This is a genomic window from Streptomyces beihaiensis (assembly GCF_026274175.1).
Lineage (GTDB): Bacteria > Actinomycetota > Actinomycetes > Streptomycetales > Streptomycetaceae > Streptomyces > Streptomyces beihaiensis.
Genome location: NZ_JAPHNL010000013.1, coordinates 45,928 through 71,605, shown reverse-complemented (window position 1 = coordinate 71,605; position 25,678 = coordinate 45,928). Strand labels below are relative to the sequence as shown.

The following is a 25,678-nucleotide window of genomic DNA, read 5'->3' as shown; positions in this document are numbered from 1 at the left end:
CCCTGATCGTAAGGCGAGCAGCGACCGGTTCGGAGGGTGAACCACCATGGCCAGCAGGGGAAGACGCGCATCGATACGGAGCCTGGGGGCGCTGGCCGGCGCTGTCGCGCTCACCGCGCTCGGCGGAGCGGCACCGACCTGGGCGGCGGCCGCCGGCCATCACGGCCACCACGGCCACCACCACGGCGGTTCGACGGCCACGCCGATCAAGCACGTCGTCGTCCTGTTCGACGAGAACGTGTCGTTCGACCACTACTTCGGCACGTACCCGAAGGCGGCGAACACCGACGGCACGAAGTTCACGGCGTCGAAGAAGACCCCGAAGCACATCGACACGCTGGCGCACGCCGGTCTGCTCGACAAGAACCCCAACCAGTACACGCCCAAGCGGCTCACGCCGTCGCAGGCCATGACCTGCGACCAGAACCATTCGTACGGGCCCGAGCAGTACGCCGCCAACGGCGGCAAGGCCGACCAGTACGTGCAGAACACCGAGGTCGACAAGTGCAGCGGCGGCCTGTTCGGCGAGCCCGGCCTGGTGATGGACTACTACGACGGCAACACGGTCACCGCGCTGTGGAACTACGCGCAGCACTACTCCCTCAACGACCGTTCGTACAGCTCCACCTACGGTCCCTCGACGCCGGGCGCGCTCAACCTCATCTCGGGCCAGACGCACGGCGTGGTCTCCATGGACCCGAAGTCCGGCACGGAGAACCCGAAGCGGACGGACAAGCCGGACTCGTACGCGGTCAAGTCGCCCGACGCCAACGGCGTGGGTACGGTCGCCGCCGACCCGGACCCGGCCTACGACGACTGCGCGGGCAAGGACCACACCCGCAGCTACGCGCTGGCGGCCATGCAGGGCAAGAACATCGGTGACCGGCTGAACGAGAAGAACGTCTCCTGGGGCTGGTTCCAGGGCGGCTTCCGCCCGTCGACGGCGTGGAACGGGCAGTCCGGCTCGTACGCGAAGTGCGACACGTCGCACGCCAACGTCGGCGGCGCCCAGGTCACGGACTACAGCCCGCACCACAACCCGTTCTCCTACTACAAGTCGACGGCCAACCCGCACCACCTGCCGCCGAAGAACGTCGCGGAGATCGGTCACAAAGGTCAGGCGAACCACAACTACGACCTGACGGACTTCGACGCCGCGCTCAAGGCCGGCCGGCTCCCGTCCGTCAGCTTCGTCAAGGCCGCCGCGTACCAGGACGGCCACGCCGGATACTCGGACCCGATCGACGAGCAGCACTTCCTCGTCGACAAGATCAACGCGATCCAGTCGTCGCCGCAGTGGAAGTCGACCGCGATCGTCGTCGCCTACGACGACTCGGACGGCTGGTACGACCACGCGTACATCACGCCGCGCAACGGTTCGAAGGACACGACGACCGGCTCCGACGGCAAGTCCACCGACAGCCCCGCCTGCCAGAACGCCCGCCCGGCGTCCGGTGGCTACAAGGACCGCTGCGGCCCCGGCACCCGTCAGCCGCTGCTCGTCATCTCCCCGTACAGCAAGGTCGACAAGGTCGACCACACCAAGACCGACCAGGCGTCGATCCTCCGCTTCATCGAGAACAACTGGCACACCAAGCGCATCGGTGACCACTCGTTCGACGCCACGGCCGGCTCGCTCAAGCACATGTTCGACTTCAGGCACCCGAACAACAAGCAGGTGCTCCTGAACCAGGACGGCTCGGTCAAGTCCGTCGGATGCGTGCACGCCGTCGCCCCGGTCACGACGCACATCACGCCCGGCCCCGCGATGGAGAACACGGCGGCCACCACGGACGGTTCGTCCGGCTTCCCGACGCTCCCGGTGACCGGCGCGGTCGCCGCGGTCCTGGCCGCGGGGGCGACCGGCACGTACCTGACGTACCGGCGCAAGCACCGCACCACCGCGTAACGTCCCGCGTCCTGTGAGAACGGCGGCTCCCCGCGCGAGGGGGGCCGCCGTTCGGCGTGCTCACCGCGTTCACCCGATGGCCCGAACAACCGGAACACCCGAGTGGGTGACTGCGGGTCGGCGGCCGTCCGGTTCATGATCACTCCCATGCGACCTTCCGTACTCCGCCGCGCCGGCACCGCGGCCCTCGCCCTGGCCGCCGCCCTCGCCCCCACGGTGGCCGCCGCCCACCCCGGCGGCGCCCACCCCGGCAGTTCCCACGGCGTCGATGCCCAACGCGTCGGTGCCCAGCGCGCCCTGCACGCACGGCTGCTCGGCGAGAAGACCGTTCCGCACAAGCTCGACTTCCAGGACACGACGGTCGGCGGGCTCTCGGGCATCGACCGCAACCCGTGCACCGGCTCGTACGCGCTCATCAGCGACGACCGTTCGTTCCTTCAGCCCGTCCGCTTCTACACGGCCCGCATCGACGTCGACGCGGACGGCGTGCACTCCGTCGACTTCACCTCCACCCACCCGCTCCTGCGCCCCGACGGCTCGGTCTACCCGTCGCCGATCACGGACCCGGCGCACGCCGCCGACCCGGAGGAGATGCGTGTCGACCCGCGCGGCGGCTGCCACCGCCTCTGGTGGGCGCAGGAAGGCGACCGGCCCACGAAGGAGGGCGATCCGGTGGTCCAGCCCGCGCTCCAGCGCGCGGACCTCACCGGCGCCTACCGAGGCACCTTCCGGCTGCCCCCCGACTACGCGATCACCCCGGGCGGGGGCCCGCGCCGCAACGAGTCGCTGGAGGCGTTCACCTTCGGCTCGCGCGGCCACACGCTGACCAGCGCGATCGAGGGCCCGCTCGTGCAGGACGGCCCTGAACCGACCCTCGCGCACGGCGCCCTGGTCCGCGTCACCCGGCAGAACCGGGGCGGCCGCGTGCTCGGGCAGTTCGCGTACCCGCTGGAGAAGATCTTCACGGCGTCCGACCCGAGCAGCCCCTGGCCCCCGTCCACCGGCGTCCCCTCGATCCTCGCCTTCCCCGGCGACCCGGACCGCTACCTGGTCCTCGAACGCACCTGGGTCGCCGGCGCGGGCTACAAGATCCGCCTCTACGACGCCACGACACGCGGCGCGACGGACGTGCGGGCCATGGACTCCCTGGCCGGCGAGCACGTCGTGCCGATGCGCAAGAAGCTCGTCGCCGACTTCGACACGCTGGGTCTGTCCCGGATCGAGAACACCGAGGGCATGACGTGGGGCCCCGCCCTGCCCTCCGGGGAACGCACGGTGGTCCTGGTCAGCGACGACAACTTCTCCGCGGACGAGTCGACGCAGGTCGTCGCTCTGGCGGTGCGCTGACCCGCCCGCCGCGGAGTGCCGCCCACGGTTCTACGATACGGACCATGCAGACCGGACGTGCAAGCAGAACGGCGCTGGCAGTGGCGCAGGCCAGGGCGTACCACCAGATCGCCGACGAGCCACGGATCTTCACGGACCCGTACGCCGTCCCGCTCGTCGGCGAATCCGGCCTGGAACACGGCGAGTTCGACCACGGAATCGACCCGGACCTGGTCCGCAGGCGACGGCTGTGGCTCGCCGCGCGCAGCCGGTTCGCCGACGAGGCACTGGCCGAGGCCGTCGGGGCGGGGGTCCGGCAGGTGGTGGTACTCGGCGCGGGGCTCGACACCTCGGCACTGCGCAACACCCGGGCCGACGTACGGTACTTCGAAGTCGACCACCCCGCGACCCAGCAGTGGAAGCGGGACCGGATCGCAGCGGCGGAGATCGCGGTGCCGTCGACGCTGACGTTCGTGCCGGTCGACTTCGAGACGTCCACGCTGGCCGAGGGGCTCGCCGCCGCCGGCTTCGACCGGGACCGCCCCGCCGTGTTCGTCTGCCTGGGCGTCGTCATGTACCTCACGCGTGCCGCGGCCGACGCGACCTGGCGCTACATCACGGGACAGGGCGGCGGCGCGGCGGATCCCCGGACCGTACTGGTGATGGACTACGCGCTGCCGCGCGAGCAGACACCGGAGCGCGACGAGCGGGCGAAGCGGGTGGCGGCCGTCGGCGAGCCGTGGCTGTCGTGGTTCACCGAGGACGAGATGCGGCGGGAGCTGGTCGCCGCGGGGTTCGGCGAGATCGAGGACCATGCCGCGAGCGCCGTGCTCGACGGCTACCTGGGGCGGACCGGGGCGGCGCGCACGGGCGTGGCACGCATCGTGCGCGCCACGGTGGCCTGAGCGCGGCGCGACTATGGCTCCGGCCGTGGCCGTGGCTGTGGCCGTGGCCGTTCAGTGCGCGATGCGGTAGCGGTGCTCGGGGCGGCCGTTGGTGCCGTAGCGGAGTTCGAGTCGGACCGTACCCTCCTTGGCCAGGTAGGACAGGTACCGCTGCGCCGTGGCACGGGAGACGCCGGTCGCCTCGGCGGCCTCGGCTGCCGATAGGGCGCGGCGGGCGGTGCGCAGGGCCTGGTGGATCGTGCTGAGTGTGGGCGCGGAGTGGCCCTTGGCCGGGACACGCGGAACCGCCGGCGGGCGGGCGGCGCTGAACAGCGCGTCCACGTCGGCCTGCTCGGTCGTGGCCATCCCGCTGAGCGCGTCCACGCGGTCGTGGAGCTGACGGTAGGCGCTCAGCCGTTCGGCGAGGTCGGCGGCGCCGAACGGTTTCACCAGGTAACCGATGGCGCCCAGTTTCATCGCGGCCCGTACGGACGTGATGTCGTGGTCAGCGGTGATCATGAGCGCGTCCGGGCGGGCGTCTCCCTCGTCCTGGTTGAGCCGCCGCAGGACGTCGAGCCCGCTGCCGTCGGGCATGAAGATGTCGAGCAGCAGCAGATCGGGACGCAGGGCGCGGACCGCCGCGAGGGCCTCGGCGACGGTGGCGGCCGCACCGACCACCTCGAAGCCCGCGACGCGCCGCGTGTAGTCGCTGTGGATCTGGCCGACCCGGAAGTCGTCGTCCACCACCAGGGTCCGGATCATCGGTCCTCGCCTCCCATCGGCAGAGCCTTCGCGAGCGGCACACCGTGCACCGCCGGTTGCGCCGCCGCCCCTGTCCTCGCCGGGGTCTCTGTCGTCGCCACTGTCTCTGTCTCCGCCGCGGTCTCTGCCCTCGCCGCCGCGGTCCCTGCCCTCGCCGCCGTCCTCGCCGCCGCCTCTGTCTTCGCCGCGGTCTCTGCCCTCACGGCGGTCTCTGTCCTCGCCGCCGCCCCTGTCCTCGCCGCCGTCCTTGTCTCCGCCGCCGTCCCTGTCCTCACCCCTGTCTCTGTCTCCGCCGCCGCCTCTGTCCTGGCCGCCCTCCCTGTCTCCGCCGCCGCCCCCGCCCCGGCGTCCGCCCCCGTCCCGGCGCTTCCTGCCCCTGCCCCCGTCCGGTTCGGCTGCGGCAGTACGACCGTGAAGACCGCTCCCGGGCCTTCGCTGACCGTGACGGTGCCACCGTGCCGCTGGACGAGGCGGTGCACGAGGGCCAGTCCCAGGCCGCGGCGTGCGGTGCCCCGCTCGGGGCGGGTGGACCACCCGTCCTCGAAGATCGACCGGGCGGCGCCCGGAGCGATGCCGGGGCCGTCGTCCGCCACGCGTACAAGGGTCAGGTCGTCGCCCTCGGTCACCGTCAGCCGAATCCGGCGCCCGCCGTTCTCGTCGCCCGGCGGAGCCCCGACCGTGGCGTCGGCGGTCGCGTCGATGGCGTTGTCCAGCAGGTTGCCGACGATGGTCAGCAGTCGGCGCAGGTGGGGCGGGTCGTCGCCGAGAGCCGAGTCCTCGGTGAGCTCGATGCGGACCCCGCGCTCGGCGGCGACCGTGGTCTTGGCCACGATGAGGCCGACCATCAGCGGGTTCCCGATATGCCGCCGCACCGCCTCGGTCAGCGCCTGACCGGAGCGGGCCGTCTCGATGGCGTACTCGTACGCGGACTCGTGCTCGCCGATGTCGAGAAGCCCGGCCAGCGTGTGCATCCGGTTGGTGAACTCGTGCTGCTGGGCCCGCAGGGCGTCGGTGAGACCACGTACGGAGTCCAGTTCGCGCAGCAGCCCGACCAGCTCCGTACGATCACGCACGGTGACGACGGCGCCCAGCTCTCGGCCGTGCAGGGTGACCGGCATGTGGTTGACGACGAGGCAGTGGTCGTCGGTCAGGACGCTGACGTCGGTGCCGGACAGGGTGCCGTCCAGGGCGCGGCGCAGCCGCGTGTCCGGCAGTACCTCGTCGAGGCGGTGGCCGAGGGCGCTGCCGAGGCCGAGCAACCGCCGGGCCTCGTCGTTGACGACGGTGATCCGCCCGTCGGGGTCGAAGGCGACGACGCCCTCCCGGATACCGTGCAGCATCGCCTCGCGGTCCTGCAGCAGACCGGCGATCTCCTCCAGCTCCAGGCCGAACGTGGTCCGCTTGAGCCGCCGCGCCAGCAGATAGGCCGCCGCCGCGCCGACGGCGGTGGCGAGGGCGGCATACAGGCCGAAGGTGGGCAGCTCACGCCACAGCTCGCCGAGCACGTCATGCTCCGGGATGCCCACCGACACCTCGCCGATCAGCGCGCCGGAGGGCCCGTACAGCGGGGCCTTGCCGTTGGCGGACCGGCCGGTCGCGCCGTGGTCGATGGTGGTGTGGCCGCGGCCGTCCTTCACCACGACCGGCTCCTCCACCGGCTCGCCGATCAGCGCCGGCATGGGGTGCGAGTGCCGGACGCCGTGCAGGTCGATCACGACGACGTACGAGGCGTCGGAGGTACGGCGGATGCGCTCGGCGACCGTCTGGACCAGGCTGTCGTCCCCGCCGCGCGCCATGGCCTGCCGGATCTGCGGGTCCGCGGCCGCGGTCCTGGCGATGTCGAGGGCCCGCTGCTCGTAGGAGCGGTCGAGTTCGGAACGCTGCGCGAAGGCGAACAGGACGAAGCCGATCATGCCGGTGACGGCGAGAATCACCAGCTGGTTGGCGAGGATCCGAGTGGAAAGCCTCCGCTTTCCACCGCGGGCCGTCCGGAAACGTATGGGTGTCACGGGGTGCCTCTTCGTTCCGGTCCATTCCGGTTCGTAGTGGCGTGATTGTGCCTCATGGCCGGAATCCTGCCCACCCCGCGTCCACTGAGTAAAACGAGCAGAACCCCGCCTTACGCAACTATCGCGAGATAGCTCGGAAACAGCGACGTAACCCTGAGCCGCCTCTAGCGTCTGCCTTCCTCGGCCTGCGAGGAACCCCGAACGTAGGAAGGAAGCGGCCCCCATGGCTTCGCGAAACGTTGTCGCGACGAGCCCGGGTGCCGATGCTGCGGAGCAGACGAGCGCACGCATCGAGATATCCGGACTCACCAAGCGATTCCTGACCCCAGCCGGTGAGGTGTTCACGGCGCTGCAAGGCGTTTCGTTCACCGTGGAGCCGGGCCAGTTCTGCGCCGTGGTGGGCCCCACCGGCTGCGGCAAGTCGACGACACTGAGCATGGTGTCCGGCCTCGACCGCCCCAGCGAGGGCTCGGTCAAGGTCGGCGGCCGCGAGGTGGACGGCATCACCGACGGCGTCAGCTTCATGTTCCAGACGGACGCGCTGCTGCCCTGGAAGACCGTCCTGGGCAACGTCCTGATGGGCCCGATCTTCCGCGGCGTGCCCAAGCAGCGGGCACAGTCCTCGGCGCGCGACTGGCTGCGCCGGGTCGGCCTCGCCGGGTTCGAGGACCGCTACCCGCACCAGCTCTCCGGCGGTATGCGCAAGCGCGTGGCGATGGCCGCGGCGCTGATCAACGAACCCAAGATCCTGATCATGGACGAGCCGTTCGGCGCCCTGGACGTACAGACCAAGGCGATCATGTCGACCGAACTGCTGAGCCTGTGGGAGCAGATCCGCCCGTCGGTCATCTTCATCACCCACGACCTGGACGAGGCGGTGGCGCTGGCCGACCGGGTGGTGGTGATGACGTCGACCCCCGGCTCGGTCAAGGCGGTCTTCGACATCGACCTGCCCCGCCCGCGCGGCTCCGTCCAGGAGATCCGCTTCCAGCCCCGTTTCATCGAACTGCAGCACCAGATCTGGGACACGCTGCGCGAAGAGGTGGAACGCGCGTACGCGCTCACCGCGGGAGGTACGGAATGAGCACGGCATCCACCGCTGCCTCGGTCTCCACCCGCGACGGCGGCAAGAGCGCGGGCGGCGGCAAGAGCTCCGGCGCGGCGGCCGCGCAACGAGCGGCCCGGCGCCGGGTCGCCTCGGTGTGGGCGGGCCGCGTGGGCCTCGCGGTCTTCGTCATCGGCGGCTGGCAGGCGTTCACGACCTGGGGCATCGTCGACCCGTTCTTCTTCGGACAGCCGTCGGGGATCTGGAAGCGCCTGCTCGACCTCTTCGAGCACGGCACCCAGTTCGGCTCGTTCTACGCGAACATCTGGACCACCATCCAGGAGGCCCTCGCCGGTTTCGTCGTCGGTGCGCTGGCCGGTGTCGTCTTCGGCATCGTGCTCGGGCAGAGCCGCTACCTCTCCGACGTGCTCGGCCCGTACATCAAGATGGTCAACGCCATCCCGCGTATCGTCCTCGGCTCGATCTTCATCGTCGCCTTCGGCATCGGCGTGACCCCGAAGATCCTGCTCGCCGCGGTGCTGGTGTTCTTCATCGTCTTCTTCAACGCCTTCCAGGGCGTCCGCGAGGTCGACCGCAACGTCCTCGCCAACGTACGGGTGCTCGGCGCCTCGCGGCTGCAGATCAACCGGCACGTGATCGTGCCCTCCGCGCTGACCTGGATCATCGCCAGCCTGCACAGCGCCTTCGGCTTCGCCATCGTCGGCGCGCTGGTCGGCGAGGTGCTCGGCGCGCAGAGCGGGCTCGGCCTGGTCATCAAGACCGCGCAGAACAACTTCGACCCCAACGGTGTGTTCGCCTCGATGCTCGTCATCTCGGTGATCGTGTTCGGCGCCGAGTGGCTGATCGGCAAGCTCGAACACCGGCTGCTCTCCTGGCGCCCGCCGGCGCCGTCGGAGACCAACGTCCTCTGATCCCCGGGCACTTGGCGGGGGCCGCGCTTCACTTCCTGCCGCCTGCTACCTGACCGCTGGCACGGGGCCACTGTGCACGGCCGCCGGTGCCTGGCCCCTGTCTCCTGCCCGCGCCCCGTTCCCTGACCACTCCCTCCTGACCACCCCCTCCTGCCCGCTGTCTCCCGTCCCCTGTCCCCCTTGCCCCTCTCCCCCGTCTGCCTCTCCCCTCCCCGCGCATCCCGAAAGGTGTGAACCCGCCATGCTGAAGAGAACCGTCACCGCGTCGATCATCACCGTCCTCGCCCTCGGCGCCGCCACCGCGTGTTCCGGCAACTCCGGCGACTCCGCGTCGTCCGGCTCGGGCGGCTCCGGCACCCCGACCGTCAAGCTCATGGTCGGCGGCATCGACAAGCAGATCTACCTGCCGTACCAACTCGCGCAGAACCTCGGCTTCTACAAGAAGTACGGCGTCAACGTGAAGCTGACCACCGAGCAGAACGGCGGAGTCGGCGCCGAGGAGGCCATGGCCTCCGGCCAGGTGGACATGGCCGGCGCCTGGTACAACCACACGATCGAGTTCCAGGCCAAGGGCAAGGCGGTCGAGGACATCGTCCAGCTGTCCGGCGCCCCCGGCGAGCGCGAGATGTGCACCACGAAGAGCGGCGTGAAGTCGGCCGCGGACTTCAAGGGCAAGACGCTCGGCGTCACGGACCTGGGCTCGGGCACCGACGTCCTGACCCAGTTCATGGCGGCGAAGAAGGGCGTCAAGGCCAACCAGTTCCACCGGCTCGCGGTCGGTGCGGGCTCCACGGCCGTCGCCGCGCTGAAGAACGGCAAGGCCGACTGCGTGATGACCACGCAGCCGACGGTCGCCGCGATCGAGAAGAAGGGAGTCGGCACGTCCGCGGTCGACCTGGCGACGACCGACGGCGCCACCGCGGCACTGGGCGGCGCGTTCCCGGGCGCGAGTGTCCTGGCCCGCACGGACTGGGTGAACTCACACAAGGAAGCGGTGCAGAGGGTCGTCGACGCGCTCGTGGCCACCATGCACTGGATCCACACACACAGCGCGGCCGACATCGCCGACAAGCTGCCGCCGTCGTTCGTGCAGAACCAGCTGGTCACCAAGGCCGACTACATCAAGGCCCTGAACGAGGACAAGGGCCAGTTCCTGCCGGACGGGATCATGCCGGCCGGTGGCCCGAAGACGGCGCTGGCCACCCTGAAGCTGGTCGGGAACGTGACCACGTCCGTCGACCTGAGCAAGACGTTCACCAACGAGTTCGCCCTCAACGCCAACAAGAAGGAAGGTCTCACCACCACCACGACCCCGGCCGGTGCGGACGGCTGACCCTGACTGGAAGCGCCTTGCCTGAGGGCCCGTCATACCCGTGGAGGGGGCGGGCCCTCAGGGCTGTCCGCGTCGACCGACGGGCACCGCAGGCGCTGCGGACGCCGGCGGAGTCGCCCGAGACGACGGCGTCACCGTCGCGGAGGGGGTGAAGCCCGCGGCCCCGGGCGGCGCCGACGCGGGGGCTGGCCCTGACAGCGTGGCTGCAACGTTCCGCGAGGTCGATGTCGCTTGCCGATGAGCAGCGCCGCTTCCAGCGAGAGCTACCGCCGCTCCTGCGGGGGTAGCTCCACGAAGTGGGCATCGTGCTCCCGTCCCTCGCGGTCGACACCGCTCGTCCCGAACTCTGCCTCGTCGACCTCGGTCGCATCGGCGCGAACGTGGCCATGCCATGCGACTGGCCGAGGCACTCCACTCCCGAGGAGCAGCATGAGCACCACGACGGACAACCCGACCCTGGCGCCTCCAACCGGCATCAAGGAGGCGCCCGTCCAGCTCCCGCCTGTCGGCGAGTTGACGGAGGCACAGTTGCGCGGTCACCGCTGCGTGTGGTGCGCCAACCCGCTCGACCCGGCCCGGTGCGTCGACCTCGGTGAACGGATCGCCGAGGACGGGTACCGCTGCTTCCCACGCGCCTGCACCATCCGCACCGTCGCCATGGTCCACGCCCAGCTCGTCGAGCACTCCGCCACCTGCGAGCAGTGCGCCGACGACGACACGCTGTGCGCGGAGACGGCCGAGCTGCGGCGCGCGCTGCGGGACGGACGGCGGCTGTGAGCACCGAGGGCGGCCGGTACCGCTGGCGCTGCGCCGAACCGATCCGACCGGACGAGGCCGCAGACACGGTCGACGTGTTCAGCCCGTCCGGGCCGGGGCCGACAGTCGAGCGGCGCCACGTACGCCCGGTCCAGCCGCCGCCCACACAGACCGCGCCGATCGGCGGCTGGTGCCGGTAGGCCCCCGCCGTCGGCCGCCCAGCACACACGGCCGGCGGCGGGCCCGGGCGGCGGCACGACGGCGCGTGGGGTGCCACCGCACCCACACAGACCACGCGTCAGAGCCCCCAGCCGGGCACTCGGCTGGGGGCTCTCGCATGTCTTGATCGTTATTCTTTCGGGCCAGCAGCGGGCCGGCCAACGATCTCCCTGACGGGGAATCATGTCCTCCAGATGAAGGACTTATGGGCGAGCCGCAGGTTAAAACGTTCCTGCGGCGGCAACCCTCGGTGGGGCGGGTGGGACTCGAACCCACGGCCGACGGATTATGAGTCCGCTGCTCTAACCGGCTGAGCTACCGCCCCGTAACGGCGCGTCGCGTACAAGTGTGCGCGCCGTCTGCCGCAGCATAGCCGCTCATACGATCTCCTGCTTCGGATGGTTCGGCTCTGCACGACCATGAGGACCCCGTACGCGCGCGGACGGTTCCCTCCGGCGTGGAAAAGCCCCCCGGAGTGGACTCCGGGGGGCTTGTCCGTCAGCTCTCCCGACTGGACTCGAACCAGTAACCTGCCGGTTAACAGCCGGCTGCTCTGCCAATTGAGCTACAGGAGATCGAGCTCCCCCGACTGGACTCGAACCAGTAACCTGCCGGTTAACAGCCGGCTGCTCTGCCAATTGAGCTACAGGGGAATGCCTGCGTGCCTCGAACGTACCCGCCACCTGGTCCTGCCGGGCGGCGCGCGCTCGCTGCGACACATACATTAGCGCAAGCAGGGGGGTGCTCCGCCAATCGGTTCCCCCTCGGTGATCATCGAGCTGCCGAACGAGCTACGGAAAGGCTGCCGCCATGCGCTACCGGCTCACCTTCGTCGCCGGTCTGGCCCTGGGTTACGTACTGGGGACACGGGCCGGGCGCGAGCAGTACGAGAAGTTGAAGAAGGCCGCGCGTGACGCGGCACAGAATCCCGCCGTGCGCAACACCGCGGAATCAGCCGCGCAGCAGACGCGCCAGTACGCGGGCAAGGCGCTGCACTCGGTCGGCGAGAAGGTCGGGGACCGGGTGCCGGCGTCCGTGGCCGGGCGGGTGCGGTCGTTGCGGGAGCAGCGGGAGCAGCGGGGGGCCGGTGCCATGGAGGACGACGACTGGGGCACCAGCAATACGTAGCCACGGCACGGGCAGGTCCGGGGGTGCGGCAGACTTTCCCGTATGGGGATAGTCGCCGGGCTGGACAGTTCGCCCGATTTCACGCGCATTGTCGTTTGTGACGCGGACACCGGGGCCGTGCTCCGGCAGGGGTACGCCGCGCATCCGCTGCCGGCCGTGGAGGGCGGCGGGCGGCCCTCCGACGTCGATCCGCAGGCCTGGCTGCTCTCGCTGGGCGAGGCCGCCGGTGACGGTCTGCTCGAAGGCGTGCAGGCCATCGGGGTCTCCGCGCAGCAGAACGCCCTGGTGCCGCTGGACGCGCAGGGCAACACCGTGCGCCCCGCTCTGGTCGGCGGCGACAAGCGGGCCCAGGTCGCCGCGGCCGACCTCGTCGACCGGCTCGGCTCGCGCGAGGCGTGGGCCGAGGCCGTCGGCTCCGTACCGCAGGCCGCGCAGCCGGTGAGCAAACTGCGGTGGCTGGCGCGGACCGAGCCGGAGAACGCGCGGCGCGTCGCCCAGCTGCTCCAGGCCCACGACTGGCTGGTGTGGCAGTTGCTCGGGCGGCCCGCCCGCCGGACGACCGACCGCGGCGGGGCCTCCGGCACGGGGTACTGGTCGGCGGCGAGCGGCGAGTGGCGGCCCGACCTGGTGGAGCTGGCGCTCGGGCAACCGGCCGCGCTGCCCGAGGTGCTCGGGCCCGGCGACCGGGCGGGCACCACCCCGGAGGGCCTGGTCATCTCGGCCGGGACCGGGGAGACGATGGCGGCGGCGTTCGGGCTCGGGGTCTCCCCCGGCGATGCCGTGGTGTCGCTCGGCGCTTCCGGATCCGTCATGGCCGTGCACCACGAGGCGCTGGTCGACGCGGGCGGCACCGTCACCTCGCTCGCCGACGCCACCGGGATGCACCTTCCGGTCGTGCACACGACCAACGCAGTACGGGCGCTGCGTGGCTCCGCCGAGATGCTCGGTCTGGGATCCAAGGGAGCCGAAGGCCCTTCCGTTGAGGGCGGTGGCGGGCGACGGACGGGCGGCATCGAGGAGTTGTCCGAGCTGGCCATGAAGTCGACGCCCGGAGCGCACGGGCTCGTACTCCTGCCGTATCTGGAAGGCGAGCGGACGCCGGATCTGCCGCACGCCGCGGGAACCCTGAGCGGGCTGCGGCGGGAGTCCATGAAGCCCGAGCATCTGGCGCGGGCCGCCTTCGAGGGCATGCTGTGCGGACTCGCGGACGCCCTGGACGTGCTGCGTGAGCGCGGAGTGTCCGTGCGGCGGGTGTTCCTGCTGGGCGCCGCCGCCGAGTTGCACGCCGTGCAGGCCGCCGCGCCGATGCTGTTCGGGGCGCAGGTCGTGGTGCCGCAGCCCGCGGACTACGCGGCGATCGGCGCGGCCCGGCAGGCGGCCTGGGCGCTGTCCGGGCAGCTGCCGCAGTGGCAGGGCGCGGCCACGCAGGTCTTCGAGCCGGGCGAGGAGGCCGCGGTGGGCCAGGCGGTGCGGCAGCAGTACCGGGCCGTGCGGGAGCAGATCCACCCCGGGGCGTTCGCGTAACCCTCGCGGCGGCCACCGTCCATCGCCCACCGGCCACCGCCCGCGGGCCGCCGCCCGCGGGCCGCCGCCCGCGGGCCGCCGCCCACTGGCTTCCGGCTACCGGCCACCAGTCACCAGCCACCGGCCCTGCCTGTCATCCCCCGGCCCCCGGCCCCCGGAGGTCGGCTGCCCCCAGCCACCGGTCCCGACGATCGGCTGCCCTCGGCCATCGGCCCCCGGATGTCGGCCCCCAGCCCTCGGCTGCCCCAGCCCCGGCTGTCGGACGCCCCGGTCCACCAGCCACCGGCCCCGACGATCGGCTGCCCTCGGCCATCGGCCCCCGGATGTCGGCCCCCGGCTGCCCCCGCCACCCCGGGCCCCGCCCCCCGGCCCCCGAATGTCCACCCTCCGCCGTCGGCCCCCGGCTAAATGGGTTGAGGTAACGCGGGGGGAGTGTTCGACGATAGGGGTGCATGGCGTCGTCGTTTCGACGGCGGCGCGCGCGTCCCCTCCCCATACCGTCCGCTCACACCTCAACCCGCCGACACCGAGAGACCGAGCGTGCTCATACGACTCCTGCGGAGATACCTCCGCCCGTACAAGAAACCCATCGGGCTGCTGGTGCTGCTGCAGTTCCTGCAGACCTGCGCCTCGCTGTACCTGCCCACCCTCAACGCGCACATCATCGACAACGGTGTCGTCAAGGGCGACACCGGCTACATCCTGAGCTACGGCGCACTGATGCTCGGCGTCACCGTCGTGCAGGTCGTGTGCAACACCGGCGCCGTGTTCTTCGGCGCCCGGACCGCCGCCGCGCTCGGCCGGGACGTGCGCGCGGGCGTCTTCGACCGGGTGCAGTCGTTCTCGGCGCGGGAGGTCGGGCAGTTCGGCGCGCCCTCGCTGATCACCCGGACCACCAACGACGTGCAGCAGGTCCAGATGGTCGTGCTGATGGGCTTCACGCTCATGGTGTCGGCGCCGATCATGTGCATCGGTGGTGTGGTCATGGCCCTCGGCCTCGACGTGCCGCTGTCCGGCGTGCTGCTCGCCGTGCTGCCGGTCATGGCGATCGTGCTGACCCTCATCATCCGTAAGATGCGGCCGCTGTTCCGGTCCATGCAGAAGAAGCTCGACACGGTCAACCGGGTGTTGCGTGAGCAGATCACCGGCAACCGTGTGATCCGCGCGTTCGTCCGGGACGCGTACGAGAAGGAGCGGTTCGGGCGGGCCAACCTCGACCTGACCGAGACCTCGCTCGCCACCGGGCGGATCATGGCGCTGATGTTCCCGTTCGTCATGACGATCGTGAACGTCACGTCCATCGCGGTCGTCTGGTTCGGCGCCCACCGCATCAACAGCGGCGGCATGCAGATCGGCGACCTGACGGCGTTCCTCGCGTACCTCATGCAGATCGTGATGAGCGTGATGATGGCCACGTTCATGTTCATGCAGGTACCGCGCGCCGAGGTGTCCGCCGAGCGCGTCCAGGAGGTGCTCTCCACCGAGACGAGCGTCGTGCCGCCCGCCCCCGAGGCGACCGTGCGCGAGCTGCGACGGCGCGGGCACCTTCAGATCGTGGCGGCGGACTTCGGCTATCCGGGTGCCGAGGAGCCGGTCCTGCGCGGCGTCGACCTGGTCGCGCAGCCCGGCGAGACCACGGCGATCATCGGCTCGACCGGTAGCGGCAAGTCGACGCTGCTCGGTCTCGTGCCCCGCCTCTACGACGCCACGGCGGGAGGCGTGTTCGTGGACGGCGAGGACGTGCAGAGCATCGACCCGGCGCTGATGGCGCGGACGGTCGGGCTCGTGCCGCAGAAGCCGTACCTGTTCTCCGGCACCGTCGCGTCCAATCTGCGCTACGGGAATCCGGACGCCACCGACGACGAGCTGTGGCACGCACTCGAAGTCGCCCAGGCCAAGGAGTTCGTGAGCGCGCTGGAGGGCGGTCTGGAAGCGCCGATCACCCAGGGCGGCACGAACGTGTCCGGCGGGCAGCGCCAGCGGCTCGCCATCGCGCGCACGCTCGTGCAGCGGCCGGAGATCTACCTGTTCGACGACTCGTTCTCGGCGCTCGACTACGCGACCGACGCGGCGCTGCGCCGCGCGCTCGGCGAGGAGACGTCCGACGCGACCGTGGTGATCGTGGCGCAGCGCGTCGCGACGATCCGGGACGCCGACCGCATCGTCGTCCTCGACGAGGGCAAGGTCGTCGGCACGGGCCGGCACCACGAGCTGATGGCGGGCAACGAGACGTACCGGGAGATCGTGCTCTCCCAGCTGACGGAAGCGGAGGCGGCCTGATGGCGGGTCCTGCGGCGGCGCGGATGGCGGCGGGCGGCGGCCCCGGTTCGCGTTCGATGGACTTCAAGGGGTCGGGCAAGCGACTCCTCAAGCGGCTCGCGGCGCACCGCGCGGCGGTGGCGTGCGTGCTGGTCTCCGTCATGGTCAGCGTCGGCCTCTCGGTCGTCGGGCCGAAGATCCTCGGCCGCGCGACCGACCTGCTGTTCGGCGGGATCATCGGCGGGCGGATGCCGGCCGGGCAGACCAAGCAGCAGGTGATCGACGGTCTGCGCGCCCGGGGGCAGGGCGGCGTCGCCGACATGCTCGGCGGCGTCGACTTCACGCCGGGCAAGGGCGTCGACTTCGGGCACATCGGTGAGGTGCTGCTGCTCGGCCTCGCGGTGTTCGCGTGCGCGGGCCTGGCTATGATGATCGGCACGCGGCTCGCCAACCGGCTGATCAACCTGGCCGTGGCGCGGCTGCGCGCCGACATGCAGGCCAAGCTGGAGCGGCTGCCGCTGTCGTACTACGACCGGCAGAAGCGCGGCGAGGTGCTCAGTCGCGCCACCAACGACATCGACAACATCAACCAGACCATGCAGCAGTCGATGGGCCAGATGCTCAACTCGCTGCTGACGGTCATCGGCGTGCTGACGATGATGTTCTGGATCTCGTGGATTCTCGCGCTCGTCGCGCTGGTCACGGTGCCGCTGTCGGTGTTCGTGGCGGCGAAGGTCGGCAAGCGGGCGCAGCCGCAGTTCGTGCAGCAGTGGCGGACGACCGGCGCGCTCAACGCCCACGTCGAGGAGATGTACACCGGGCACGCCCTGGTGAAGGTGTTCGGGCGGCAGAAGGAGTCGGCCGAGCAGTTCGCGGAGCAGAACCAGGCGCTGTACGAGGCGTCGTTCAAGGCGCAGTTCAACAGCGGCATCATGCAGCCGCTGATGTTCTTCATCTCCAATCTGAACTACGTGCTCGTCGCCGTGGTCGGCGGGTTGCGGGTGGCGTCCGGGTCGCTGTCCATCGGTGACGTACAGGCGTTCATCCAGTACTCGCGGCAGTTCTCGATGCCGCTGACGCAGCTCGCCTCGATGGCCAACCTGGTGCAGTCGGGTGTCGCGTCGGCGGAGCGGATCTTCGAACTGCTCGACGCCGAGGAACAGTCGGCGGACCCCGCGCCGGGGCAGAAGCCGGATCCGCTGCGCGGGCACGTCGAGTTCGAGCACGTCGCCTTCCGCTACGAGGAGGACAAGCCGCTCATCGAGGACCTGTCGCTGACCGCCGAGCCCGGCCACACGGTGGCCATCGTCGGGCCGACGGGGGCCGGAAAGACGACCCTCGTCAATCTGCTGTTGCGGTTCTACGAGGTGACCGGCGGGCGGATCACGCTCGACGGCGTGGACATCGCGAAGATGACCCGCGACGACCTGCGGGCCGGGATCGGCATGGTGTTGCAGGACACGTGGCTGTTCGGCGGGACCATCGCGGAGAACATCGCGTACGGCTCGGCGAAGGACGTCAGCCGTGAGCAGGTCGAGGCGGCGGCGAAGGCCGCGCACGCGGACCGGTTCATCCGGACGCTGCCGGACGGGTACGACACCGTCCTCGACGACGAGGGGACCGGGGTGAGCGCGGGCGAGAAGCAGCTCATCACCATCGCTCGGGCGTTCTTGTCGGACCCGGTGATCCTCGTGCTCGACGAGGCGACCAGTTCCGTCGACACCCGGACCGAGGTGCTCATCCAGAAGGCCATGGCCCGGCTCGCCGCGGGGCGGACCTCGTTCGTCATCGCGCACCGTCTTTCGACGATCCGCGACGCCGACACGATTCTCGTCATGGAGAACGGGGCGATCGTCGAACAGGGCTCGCACGATGAGCTGGTCGGCTCCGGCGGGGCGTATCAGCGGCTGTACGAGGCGCAGTTCGCGGAGGCTGTCGCGGAGGTCGACTAGAGCCTGTAAGCGGCGGGGGCCGTAGGGGGCGGGGAGGGGTGCGGGGTTTTCTGCCGGGTGCCGGGCTCATGCGGTGGCTCGCGCGGTTCCCCGCGCCCCTTCGGTCCTCGCCCGCCGTCGGGTAGTCCTGTCCTCCTCGTCAGTCCAGGTAACCGCGGAGCTGGTCGGCGAAAGCGTGATCGCGCAGCTTGTTGAGGGTCTTGGACTCGATCTGGCGGATGCGTTCACGGGTCACGCCGAAGATGCGGCCTATCTCCTCCAGGGTGCGCGGGCGGCCGTCGGCCAGGCCGTAGCGCAGTTGCACCACCTTGCGTTCGCGCTCGCCGAGCGTGGACAGGACGGCCTCCAGGTGTTGGCGCAGGAGGAGGAAGGCGGCGGACTCCACGGGGCTGGCCGCGTCGCCGTCCTCGATGAGGTCGCCGAGCGCGACGTCCTCCTCCTCGCCGACGGGTGCGTGCAGGGAGACCGGCTCCTGGGCCAGGCGCAGTACCTCGCTGACGCGTTCCTGCGACAGGTCGAGGTGGGCGGCGACCTCGTCCGGCGTGGGCTCGTAGCCGCGCTCCTGGAGCATGCGGCGCTGGACGCGGACGACGCGGTTGATGAGCTCGACGACGTGGACGGGGACACGGATGGTGCGGGCCTGGTCGGCGAGGGCGCGGGACATGGCCTGGCGGATCCACCAGGTGGCGTACGTGGAGAACTTGTAGCCGCGCGCGTAGTCGAACTTCTCGACCGCCCTGATCAGGCCCAGGTTTCCCTCCTGGACGAGGTCGAGCATGGTCAGTCCGCGCCCCACGTAGCGCTTGGCGACGGAGACGACCAGGCGCAGGTTGGCCTCGATGAGGCGGCGCTTGGCCATGCGGCCCATGACCACAAGGCGGTCGAGGTCGAGGGCCAGTTGGTCGTCCAGGCCGTCGGGGGCGGTGGCGTCGGCCGTGGTGAGCTTCTCCTCGGCGAACAGGCCCGCCTCGACGCGCCGCGCGAGCTCGACCTCCTCGGCGGCGGTGAGGAGCGGGATGCGGCCGATCTCGCGCAGGTACTGGCGGAACAGGTCGGAGGAGGGGCCGGAGGCGTCGGCGCGGACGGCGCCGCGCACCGGTTCAGGTGGTTCCGCGCTCTCGGAGGAGTCGGCGGAGCCAGAGGGATCGGCCGAGCCAGAAGAGTCGGCGGAGCCAGAGGAGCCAGAGGGAGCGGCCGAGTCAGAGGAGTCGGCAGGGGTGTCGGTGCCCGTCGGGGCGGAAGTCGTCGTGCTCGCCTCCGGATGGTGCTCGGCCCTGTTCTGCGTCGGGACCGAGCTGAGCACGTCGTCCTCGGCCGTGGTGTCCGGGTCGGTGACGGTGTGCGCTGCGCTGTCGCTGTGGGTGAGGGTCTGGGTCTGCACGGGGGCGACCTCCAGGGTGATCGCGGCTGAGGCGTGCGGCAGGGGGGCGGGGTCGGCGGCCGCGCCGCCATCCGTCCCGTACGCGTCGAGCGGAACCGCGGGGATGTCGGACAACCCGATGACCGGGCTGCGGCCGCGCTCCGAGGACTCAGGCACCGCACCCCAGTGTGGAGTACGACACACTGCTGCCACGAGGGGCGTGCGATGACTTTTTGAGTCCGCCGCATGACGCGCGGTCACCGAGAGGTCCCCGGCCTCCCCTCACGACGGCGCCGGGGCGCCGGTCAGAGCGCGCCGGGGCCCTGTTCGCGCAGCGCCTGGCCGTACTGCTGGAGCACCCACAGCTCGTTCTGCACGGCCGCGAGCTGCTGCGGGTCGCCGCCCGAGCCGAGACGCGTGAGGGTGCCCTGGACCTCGTGGATGCGGCGGTCGACGGCTCTCTTGCGGACGGTGACGAGTTGCTCGCCCGCATACGCCTCGTCGACGGTCCTGCGGTGGATGGCCTCGACGGCGAGCTCGGTCACCATGGCGCGGACCTGGTCGTCGGGGGCCGCCTCGCGGACCGCCACGAGGTACGCCTGCGGGTCGTGCACGCCCTGTTCGGCGCCGCCCGCCTCCAGGATGGCCTGGCGCACGGCGGCGTACGGGGGGGCCGTGAACTCGTCGATGCCGTAGGCGTCGAAGGCCGGGGAGACCAACTCCGGGTACTGGAGGGCGAGCTTGAGCAGCTCACGCTCGGTCGTGTACACCGGGTTGCGCAGGGTGAGCGCCGGGCCGCCGAACGGGCGGGCGGGCCCGGACGCCTGTGGCCCCGGCACCTGCCCCGCCCGTGTGCCGGGCGCGGGAGCCGGGGCGGGGCCCCTGCCGCCGCGCTCGCGCGCCCACCGGGCCAGCTGCGCGACACGCTTGACCACGAACTGGGTGTCGAGGATGCCGAGCATCCCCGCGAGTTGCACGGCCACCTCGTGCTGCGAGGCGCTGTTCTTGATGCGGGCGACGATCGGCGCGGCCTCGTCGAGGGCGGCGGCGCGGCCCGCCGGGGTCTCCAGGTCGTAGCGGCCGACGATCTGGCGGAGCGCGAACTCGAAGAGCGGGGTGCGGGGTTCGACGAGGTCGGCGACGGCCTCGTCGCCCTTGGCGAGGCGCAGCTCGCACGGGTCCATGTTGTCCGGCGCGATGGCGATGTACGTCTCGGCGGCGAACTTCTGGTCGTCCTCGAAGGCACGCAGCGCGGCCTTCTGCCCGGCCGCGTCGCCGTCGAAGGTGAAGATCACGCGGGCGCTGCCGTTGTCCATGAGGAGGCGCCTGAGGATCTTGATGTGGTCGCCGCCGAAGGCGGTGCCGCAGGTGGCGATGGCGGTGGGGACTCCGGCGAGGTGGCAGGCCATGACGTCGGTGTAGCCCTCGACGACGACCGCGCGGGACGACTTCGCGATCTCCTTCTTGGCGAGGTCGATGCCGTACAGGACCTGCGACTTCTTGTAGATCGGGGTGTCGGGGGTGTTCAGGTACTTCGGGCCGTTGTCGTCGTCGCGCAGGCGACGGGCGCCGAAGCCGACGACGTCGCCGCCGATGTCGCGGATGGGCCACATCAGGCGGCCGCGGAACCGGTCGATGGGCCCGCGGCGGCCGTCCTGGGAGAGGCCGGAGAGGATCAGCTCCTTGTCGCTGAAGCCCTTGCCGCGCAGGAAGCGGGTGAGGTGGTCCCAGCCCGCCGGGCTGTAGCCGACGCCGAAGTGCTGGGCGGCGGCCTGGTCGAAGCCGCGCTCGGCGAGGAAGGCGCGGCCGATCTCGGCCTCCGGTGACTCCAGCTGGTCGACGTAGAACTGCGCGGCGATCTTGTGGGCCTCGACCAGGCGGATGCGCTCGCCGCGCTGGTGGGTCGGGTTGTAGCCGCCCTCCTCGTAGCGGAGCGTGATGCCGGCCTGTCCGGCGAGGCGCTCGACGGCCTCCGAGAAGGAGAGGTGGTCGACCTTCATCACGAACGTGATGGTGTCGCCGCCTTCCTGGCAGCCGAAGCAGTGGAAGAGACCCTTGCTGGGGCTGACCTGGAAGGACGGGGACTTCTCGTCGTGGAACGGGCACAGGCCCTTGAGGTTGCCGCCGCCCGCGTTGCGCAGTTGCAGGTATTCGGAGACCACGGCGTCGATCGGGACCGCGTCCCGAACCGCCTTCACGTCCTCGTCATTGATCCTGCCTGCCACACGGCGATTCTACGGGGGCGGTCGGACACTCCCGCCCCTCCCGTGGCTCGCTCCTCCCGTCACTCGGTCACGAGATCGGTGAGGGGGACGGACGGGTCGGCGAGGCGGTCGGTGCCGGGGCGGGCGCCGGAGCGGATCAGCTGCTGGACCGGCTCGGTGACGTCCCACACATTCACGTTCATCCCGGCGAGGACCTGCCCGTCCTTGAGCCAGAACGCGATGAACTCGCGCTTGCCCGCGTCGCCGCGGATCACCACCTGGTCGTACGAGCCCGGGGGCGCCCAGCCGGAGTACTCGAGGCCCAGGTCGTACTGGTCGGAGAAGAAGTAGGGCACGCGGTCGTACGTGACGTCCTTGCCGAGCATGGCGCGGGCGGCGGCCGGGCCGCCGTTGAGCGCGTTGGCCCAGTGTTCGACGCGGAGCCGGTCGGCGAAGAGCGGGTGCCGCAGCGCGGCGACGTCCCCCGCGGCGAAGATGTCCGGGTCGCTGGTGCGCAGCGAGGTGTCGACGGCGATGCCGCCGCCGTGGGCGCGGTCGACCAGGTCGAGTCCGGCGGCCTCGGCGAGCGCGGTGCGCGGGGCGGCGCCGATCGCGGCGAGGACGTCGTGGGCGGGATGTTCCTCGCCGTCGTCGGTGTGGGCGGCGAGGACCATGCCGTCCTGGCCGCTGATGGCGGTGAGTTTGACGCCGAAGTGGAAGCGGACCCCGTGGTCGCTGTGGAGCTCGGTGAAGATCTGGCCGATCTCGGGGCCGAGCACGGCGTGCAGCGGGGTCGGCTGTGGCTCGACGACGGTGACCTCGGCGCCGTACTCGCGCGCGGCGGCGGCGACCTCCAGGCCGATCCAGCCGGCCCCGGCGATCACCAGGTGGCCGTTGTCCCGGCCGAGTGAGGCGAGGACGTGCTTGAGGCGTTCGGCGTGGGCGAGGCGGCGCAGGTGGTGGACGCCGGCGAGCTGGGTGCCGGGGATGTCGAGGCGGCGCGGTTCGGCGCCGGTGGCGAGCAGCAGCTTGTCGTAGCGGATGACGGTGCCGTCGCCGAGTTGGACCGTCTTGGCGGCGCGGTCGACGGCGGTGGCGGGCTGGCCGAGGTGGAGCTCGATGTCGTGGTTGGCGTACCAGGTCGGCTCGTGGACGAAGACGCTGTCGCGGTCCTCCTTGCCCTGCAGGTACCCCTTGGACAGGGGCGGGCGTTCGTAGGGGTGGTCCCGTTCGTCGCCGAGCAGGATCACCCGCCCTGTGAAGCCCTCGGCGCGGAGGGTCTCGGCGGCCTTCGCACCGGCGAGCCCTCCTCCGACGATGACGAACGTCAGGTCCGCGTCGACCACGTGATGCCTCCTCGTTGGCAAGCCGTCATATGCGAGCGTCCCGCACGCAGCGTAGTGCGGGAAGAGGGCGTGCCCCCATCCGGACATCTTTTCGTCACGCCGAGTGGTCGCCCCAGGGCCGAAGGCCCCGTTTCCCCGGTTTTGGTGATCTTTACCCTGGTCGCTGCCCGGTGGGGCTCCCGGCGAGGCGGGCGTGCAGGGAGCGCGCCGACGCGTCGGTGAGCGAGGCGATCTGATCGACGATCACACGCTTGGCGGTGCGGTCGTCGGGCGCGTCGTCGTACAGGGCGCGGAACTGCGGGTCGAGGCCGTCGGGCGCGCGGGCGGTGAGCGCCTGCGCCAACTCGGCGACGACGATGCGCTGGTCGGCGCGGAGCGCCTCCTGCTGGGGGCGCTGCATGACGTACCGGTCGGCGACGGCCTTGAGCACGGCGCACTCGTGGCGGGCCTCGCGGGGGACGACGAGTTCGGCGGCGTACCGGGTGAGGCGGCCCGAGCCGTACCGCTGCCGGGTGGCGCCCTCGGCGGCGAGGCAGAAGCGGCCGATGAGCTGGCTGGTGGCGTCCTTGAGGCGGGCCTGGGCGACGGCCGTGCCGTCGTAGCCGTGCGGCCACCACTCCTGGTCGAGGAGCCGGTCCAGGGCGGCGGCGAGTTCGGCGGGGTCGGTGTCGTGCGGGACGTACCGTCCGACGGCGACGGCGAAGATGTCGGCGCGCTCGGGCTCGGCGTGCAGCATGTTGGGGTCGAGGTGCCCGGCGTGCAGCCCGTCCTCCAGGTCGTGCACGGAGTACGCGACGTCGTCCGACCAGTCCATGACCTGCGCCTCGAAGCAGGTGCTGCGGCCGGGCGCGGTCTTCCTGACCCAGTCGAAGACGGGGCGGTCGTCCTCGTAGACGCCGAACTTGGGCGAGGCGGGGTCGGTGGGGTGCTCGCCGCGCGGCCACGGGTACTTGGTGGCGGCGTCGAGCGCGGCCCGCGTCAGGTTGAGCCCCACGCTGACGGGTTCACCGGAGTCCGGGGCGACGGTGAACCTCTTGGGTTCGATGCGGGTGAGCAGCCGCAGCGACTGGGCGTTGCCCTCGAATCCGCCGCAGTCCTGGGCCACTTCGTTGAGCGCCTGTTCGCCGTTGTGCCCGAAGGGCGGGTGGCCCAGGTCGTGGGAGAGGCAGGCGGTCTCCACGAGGTCGGGGTCGCAGCCGAGGGCCGCGCCGAGTTCGCGGCCGACCTGGGCGCACTCCAGTGAGTGGGTGAGCCGGGTACGGGGGCTGGCGTCCCAGTGCCTGCTGCGGGTGCCCGGCGTGACGACCTGGGTCTTGCCCGCGAGCCTGCGCAGCGCGGCCGAGTGCAGCACACGCGCGCGGTCGCGCTGGAACGCGGTGCGGCCCGGCCGCTTGTCGGGCTCGGGCGCCCAGCGTTCGACCGCGTCCTCGTCGTAGATGCCGCTGCTGTCGTCCATGTACCGACAGTAGGACAAGTCGAGGCGGAAACGGTCTTGTGGGCTCGGGTTCGGAGTTCGGGGGTTCGCAGTTCGGGGGGTCGCAGTTCGGGGGGTCGCAGTTCGAGGGTTCGCAGTTCGCGGGTTCGGGTCAGGCGGTGGCGAGCCGGGGGGCGGGGCCGGTGCTCGTGGCGGCGGCGTGGACTCCGGCCAGGGCGCTGTCGTAGCGGTGCAGGATCAGGCGGGCCAGGGACGGGTGGTCGCCGAGCGGGGCCGCCGCGACGCCCGGTGCGGCGGCGGACGTCTCGGTGGCGAAACGGCCGGGCGCGGTGAAGTAGGAGGCGACCGCGGTACGGGTGCGGCCGCGCGCGGCGAGGGCACGGACGGCCGTACGGACGTCAGGTGTGGCGGCGGAGGCGTAGGCGGGGACCACCGGGACGCCGAGGCGGCGGGCGAGCAGGGCGGCGGTGCGGCGGGTGTCGGTGGCGGCGTCCGGGTCGCGGGATCCCGCGGCGGCGAGCACGACGCCGGTGCGGCGGGTGGGAGCCGCGGGCCAGCCCGCTTCGGTGAGGCGGTCGTGCAGGGCCTCGGCGAGCAGCGGGTGCGGGCCGAGCGGGGCGGCGACGCGGGTGACCAGGTGGTCGGCGGCGGCCGCGGCCTCGGGTATGTCGTGCTTGACGTGGTGGCCGCGGGAGAGGAGCAGCGGTACGAGGATCGCGTCCGGGAAGGCGGCGGCGTCCGTGGAGGTTCCGTGGCCGGGCGGCAGGTCGGCGAGCGTGTCGCTGAGCAGGGGCTCGTTGAGCTCGATGTGTCCGAGCCGGACGTCGAGCTCGGGCCGTTGTGCGCGGACCCGCTCGGCGAGCGCGGTCACGGTGGCCAGGGCGAGCGGGTTCCGGCTGCCGTGCGCGACCAGGACGAGGGCGGGGCGGTTCGGGGTGGCGGGGCGGCGGCTGGGAGGGGCGACCCTGCCGAGCCGGCTGCCGAGCTGGTGTCCGATCATGGTGAGCAGTCCCGCCGTGCTGTCGAGGTGCGTGGTGCTGTCGAGGTGCGTGGTGGTGCCGAGGTGCGTAGTGGTGCCGAGGTGCGTAGTGGTGCCGTACGACTCGTCGTCCGTCATGCACCGATGCTGCGGGACGCGGATTGCCACGCTGTTGCGCGGCGGTGACGAGTGGTTGCCAGGGGTTCACGGGGCGGTGCCGGTCCGTGTGCGCGGGGCCGCGCCCAAGGGCGCGGGGAACCGCGCGCGAAGCGACCACGACGCGCGGTCGCCGACGAAGCGCGAGCATCCGCGGCGC

The 25,678-nt window shown here is 71.4% G+C and carries 19 protein-coding genes and 3 tRNA genes; 12 read left to right on the top strand and 10 right to left on the bottom strand.

Annotation, left to right across the window (positions count from 1 at the left end; all coding sequences use genetic code 11):
- Positions 1-46 precede the first annotated feature (46 nt).
- The 3 genes from OFY01_RS02575 (at position 47) to OFY01_RS02565 (ending at position 4,140) form a co-directional block, all read left to right on the top strand.
- The gene (locus tag OFY01_RS02575; protein ID WP_266595872.1) at positions 47-1,909 is read left to right on the top strand and encodes a phospholipase C; all 1,863 of its coding nucleotides are present in this window, start codon (positions 47-49) and stop codon (positions 1,907-1,909) included.
- A gap of 147 nt (positions 1,910-2,056) precedes the next feature.
- On the top strand, positions 2,057-3,256 hold the full coding sequence (locus OFY01_RS02570) for an esterase-like activity of phytase family protein (RefSeq protein WP_266595870.1): 1,200 nt from the start codon (positions 2,057-2,059) through the stop codon (positions 3,254-3,256).
- Positions 3,257-3,300: 44 nt separating this feature from the next.
- A complete protein-coding gene (locus tag OFY01_RS02565; RefSeq protein WP_266595868.1) occupies positions 3,301-4,140 on the top strand; it encodes a class I SAM-dependent methyltransferase in 840 nt (279 codons plus the stop codon).
- Positions 4,141-4,191: 51 nt separating this feature from the next.
- Here the strand turns inward: OFY01_RS02565 and OFY01_RS02560 are convergent, their stop codons facing one another.
- Together OFY01_RS02560 and OFY01_RS02555 are read right to left on the bottom strand one after the other, a co-directional pair.
- On the bottom strand, positions 4,192-4,881 hold the full coding sequence (locus OFY01_RS02560) for a response regulator (RefSeq protein ID WP_266595866.1): 690 nt from the start codon (positions 4,879-4,881) through the stop codon (positions 4,192-4,194).
- Entirely contained in the window at positions 4,878-6,890 is a 2,013-nt protein-coding gene (locus OFY01_RS02555) for an ATP-binding protein (protein WP_266595864.1), read from the bottom strand. The genes OFY01_RS02560 and OFY01_RS02555 overlap by 4 nt, the downstream gene beginning before the upstream one ends.
- A gap of 223 nt (positions 6,891-7,113) precedes the next feature.
- On the opposite strand from OFY01_RS02555, the gene OFY01_RS02550 reads away from it, so the two are divergent.
- From OFY01_RS02550 to OFY01_RS02530, 5 genes are all read left to right on the top strand, one after another.
- Positions 7,114-7,974, top strand: a complete 861-nt coding sequence (locus tag OFY01_RS02550) for an ABC transporter ATP-binding protein (protein ID WP_266595863.1) — start codon at positions 7,114-7,116, stop codon at positions 7,972-7,974.
- On the top strand, positions 7,971-8,867 hold the full coding sequence (locus OFY01_RS02545; RefSeq protein WP_266595861.1) for an ABC transporter permease: 897 nt from the start codon (positions 7,971-7,973) through the stop codon (positions 8,865-8,867). The genes OFY01_RS02550 and OFY01_RS02545 overlap by 4 nt, the downstream gene beginning before the upstream one ends.
- A 241-nt stretch (positions 8,868-9,108) precedes the next feature.
- The gene (locus tag OFY01_RS02540; RefSeq protein ID WP_266595859.1) at positions 9,109-10,200 is read left to right on the top strand and encodes an ABC transporter substrate-binding protein; all 1,092 of its coding nucleotides are present in this window, start codon (positions 9,109-9,111) and stop codon (positions 10,198-10,200) included.
- A 429-nt stretch (positions 10,201-10,629) separates the two neighbouring features.
- Complete coding sequence (locus OFY01_RS02535) at positions 10,630-10,977, top strand: hypothetical protein (RefSeq protein WP_266595857.1); 348 nt, start codon at positions 10,630-10,632, stop codon at positions 10,975-10,977.
- Entirely contained in the window at positions 10,974-11,156 is a 183-nt protein-coding gene (locus OFY01_RS02530; protein WP_266595856.1) for a hypothetical protein, read from the top strand. The genes OFY01_RS02535 and OFY01_RS02530 overlap by 4 nt, the downstream gene beginning before the upstream one ends.
- 270 nt (positions 11,157-11,426) lie before the next feature.
- On the opposite strand, the gene OFY01_RS02525 is transcribed toward OFY01_RS02530, so the two are convergent.
- The 3 genes from OFY01_RS02525 to OFY01_RS02515 all read right to left on the bottom strand — a co-directional run bounded on the left by OFY01_RS02525 (position 11,427) and on the right by OFY01_RS02515 (position 11,828).
- Positions 11,427-11,500 (bottom strand) — tRNA-Ile (locus tag OFY01_RS02525).
- A 177-nt stretch (positions 11,501-11,677) separates the two neighbouring features.
- Positions 11,678-11,750, bottom strand: a tRNA-Asn gene (locus OFY01_RS02520).
- Between the two features lie 5 nt (positions 11,751-11,755).
- Positions 11,756-11,828, bottom strand: a tRNA-Asn gene (locus OFY01_RS02515).
- A gap of 157 nt (positions 11,829-11,985) precedes the next feature.
- On the opposite strand from OFY01_RS02515, the gene OFY01_RS02510 reads away from it, so the two are divergent.
- The 4 genes from OFY01_RS02510 to OFY01_RS02495 all read left to right on the top strand — a co-directional run bounded on the left by OFY01_RS02510 (position 11,986) and on the right by OFY01_RS02495 (position 18,038).
- The gene (locus tag OFY01_RS02510; protein WP_266595855.1) at positions 11,986-12,303 is read left to right on the top strand and encodes a YtxH domain-containing protein; all 318 of its coding nucleotides are present in this window, start codon (positions 11,986-11,988) and stop codon (positions 12,301-12,303) included.
- 42 nt (positions 12,304-12,345) lie between these two features.
- Entirely contained in the window at positions 12,346-13,827 is a 1,482-nt protein-coding gene (locus OFY01_RS02505) for a xylulokinase (RefSeq protein WP_266595854.1), read from the top strand.
- A gap of 540 nt (positions 13,828-14,367) precedes the next feature.
- Positions 14,368-16,107 (top strand): ABC transporter ATP-binding protein, encoded by a 1,740-nt coding sequence (locus OFY01_RS02500; protein WP_266595853.1) that lies wholly within the window; start codon positions 14,368-14,370, stop codon positions 16,105-16,107.
- The gene (locus OFY01_RS02495) at positions 16,107-18,038 is read left to right on the top strand and encodes an ABC transporter ATP-binding protein (RefSeq protein ID WP_266595852.1); all 1,932 of its coding nucleotides are present in this window, start codon (positions 16,107-16,109) and stop codon (positions 18,036-18,038) included. The genes OFY01_RS02500 and OFY01_RS02495 overlap by 1 nt, the downstream gene beginning before the upstream one ends.
- Before the next feature lie 139 nt (positions 18,039-18,177).
- Here the strand turns inward: OFY01_RS02495 and OFY01_RS02490 are convergent, their stop codons facing one another.
- The 5 genes from OFY01_RS02490 to OFY01_RS02470 all read right to left on the bottom strand — a co-directional run bounded on the left by OFY01_RS02490 (position 18,178) and on the right by OFY01_RS02470 (position 25,500).
- Entirely contained in the window at positions 18,178-19,575 is a 1,398-nt protein-coding gene (locus tag OFY01_RS02490) for an RNA polymerase sigma factor (protein WP_266595850.1), read from the bottom strand.
- A gap of 128 nt (positions 19,576-19,703) precedes the next feature.
- Positions 19,704-21,623, bottom strand: coding sequence for a DNA primase (gene dnaG, locus OFY01_RS02485; protein ID WP_266595848.1), 1,920 nt, complete (start codon positions 21,621-21,623; stop codon positions 19,704-19,706).
- Between the two features lie 59 nt (positions 21,624-21,682).
- Positions 21,683-22,948: an NAD(P)/FAD-dependent oxidoreductase gene (locus OFY01_RS02480; protein ID WP_266595847.1), complete on the bottom strand. Its 1,266-nt coding sequence runs from the start codon at positions 22,946-22,948 to the stop codon at positions 21,683-21,685.
- A gap of 151 nt (positions 22,949-23,099) precedes the next feature.
- Positions 23,100-24,404 carry a deoxyguanosinetriphosphate triphosphohydrolase gene (locus OFY01_RS02475; protein ID WP_266595846.1) on the bottom strand — a complete coding sequence of 435 codons (1,305 nt, stop codon included), beginning with the start codon at positions 24,402-24,404 and terminating at the stop codon, positions 23,100-23,102.
- A 130-nt stretch (positions 24,405-24,534) separates the two neighbouring features.
- A complete protein-coding gene (locus OFY01_RS02470) occupies positions 24,535-25,500 on the bottom strand; it encodes a sirohydrochlorin chelatase (protein ID WP_407700265.1) in 966 nt (321 codons plus the stop codon).
- Positions 25,501-25,678 lie beyond the last annotated feature (178 nt).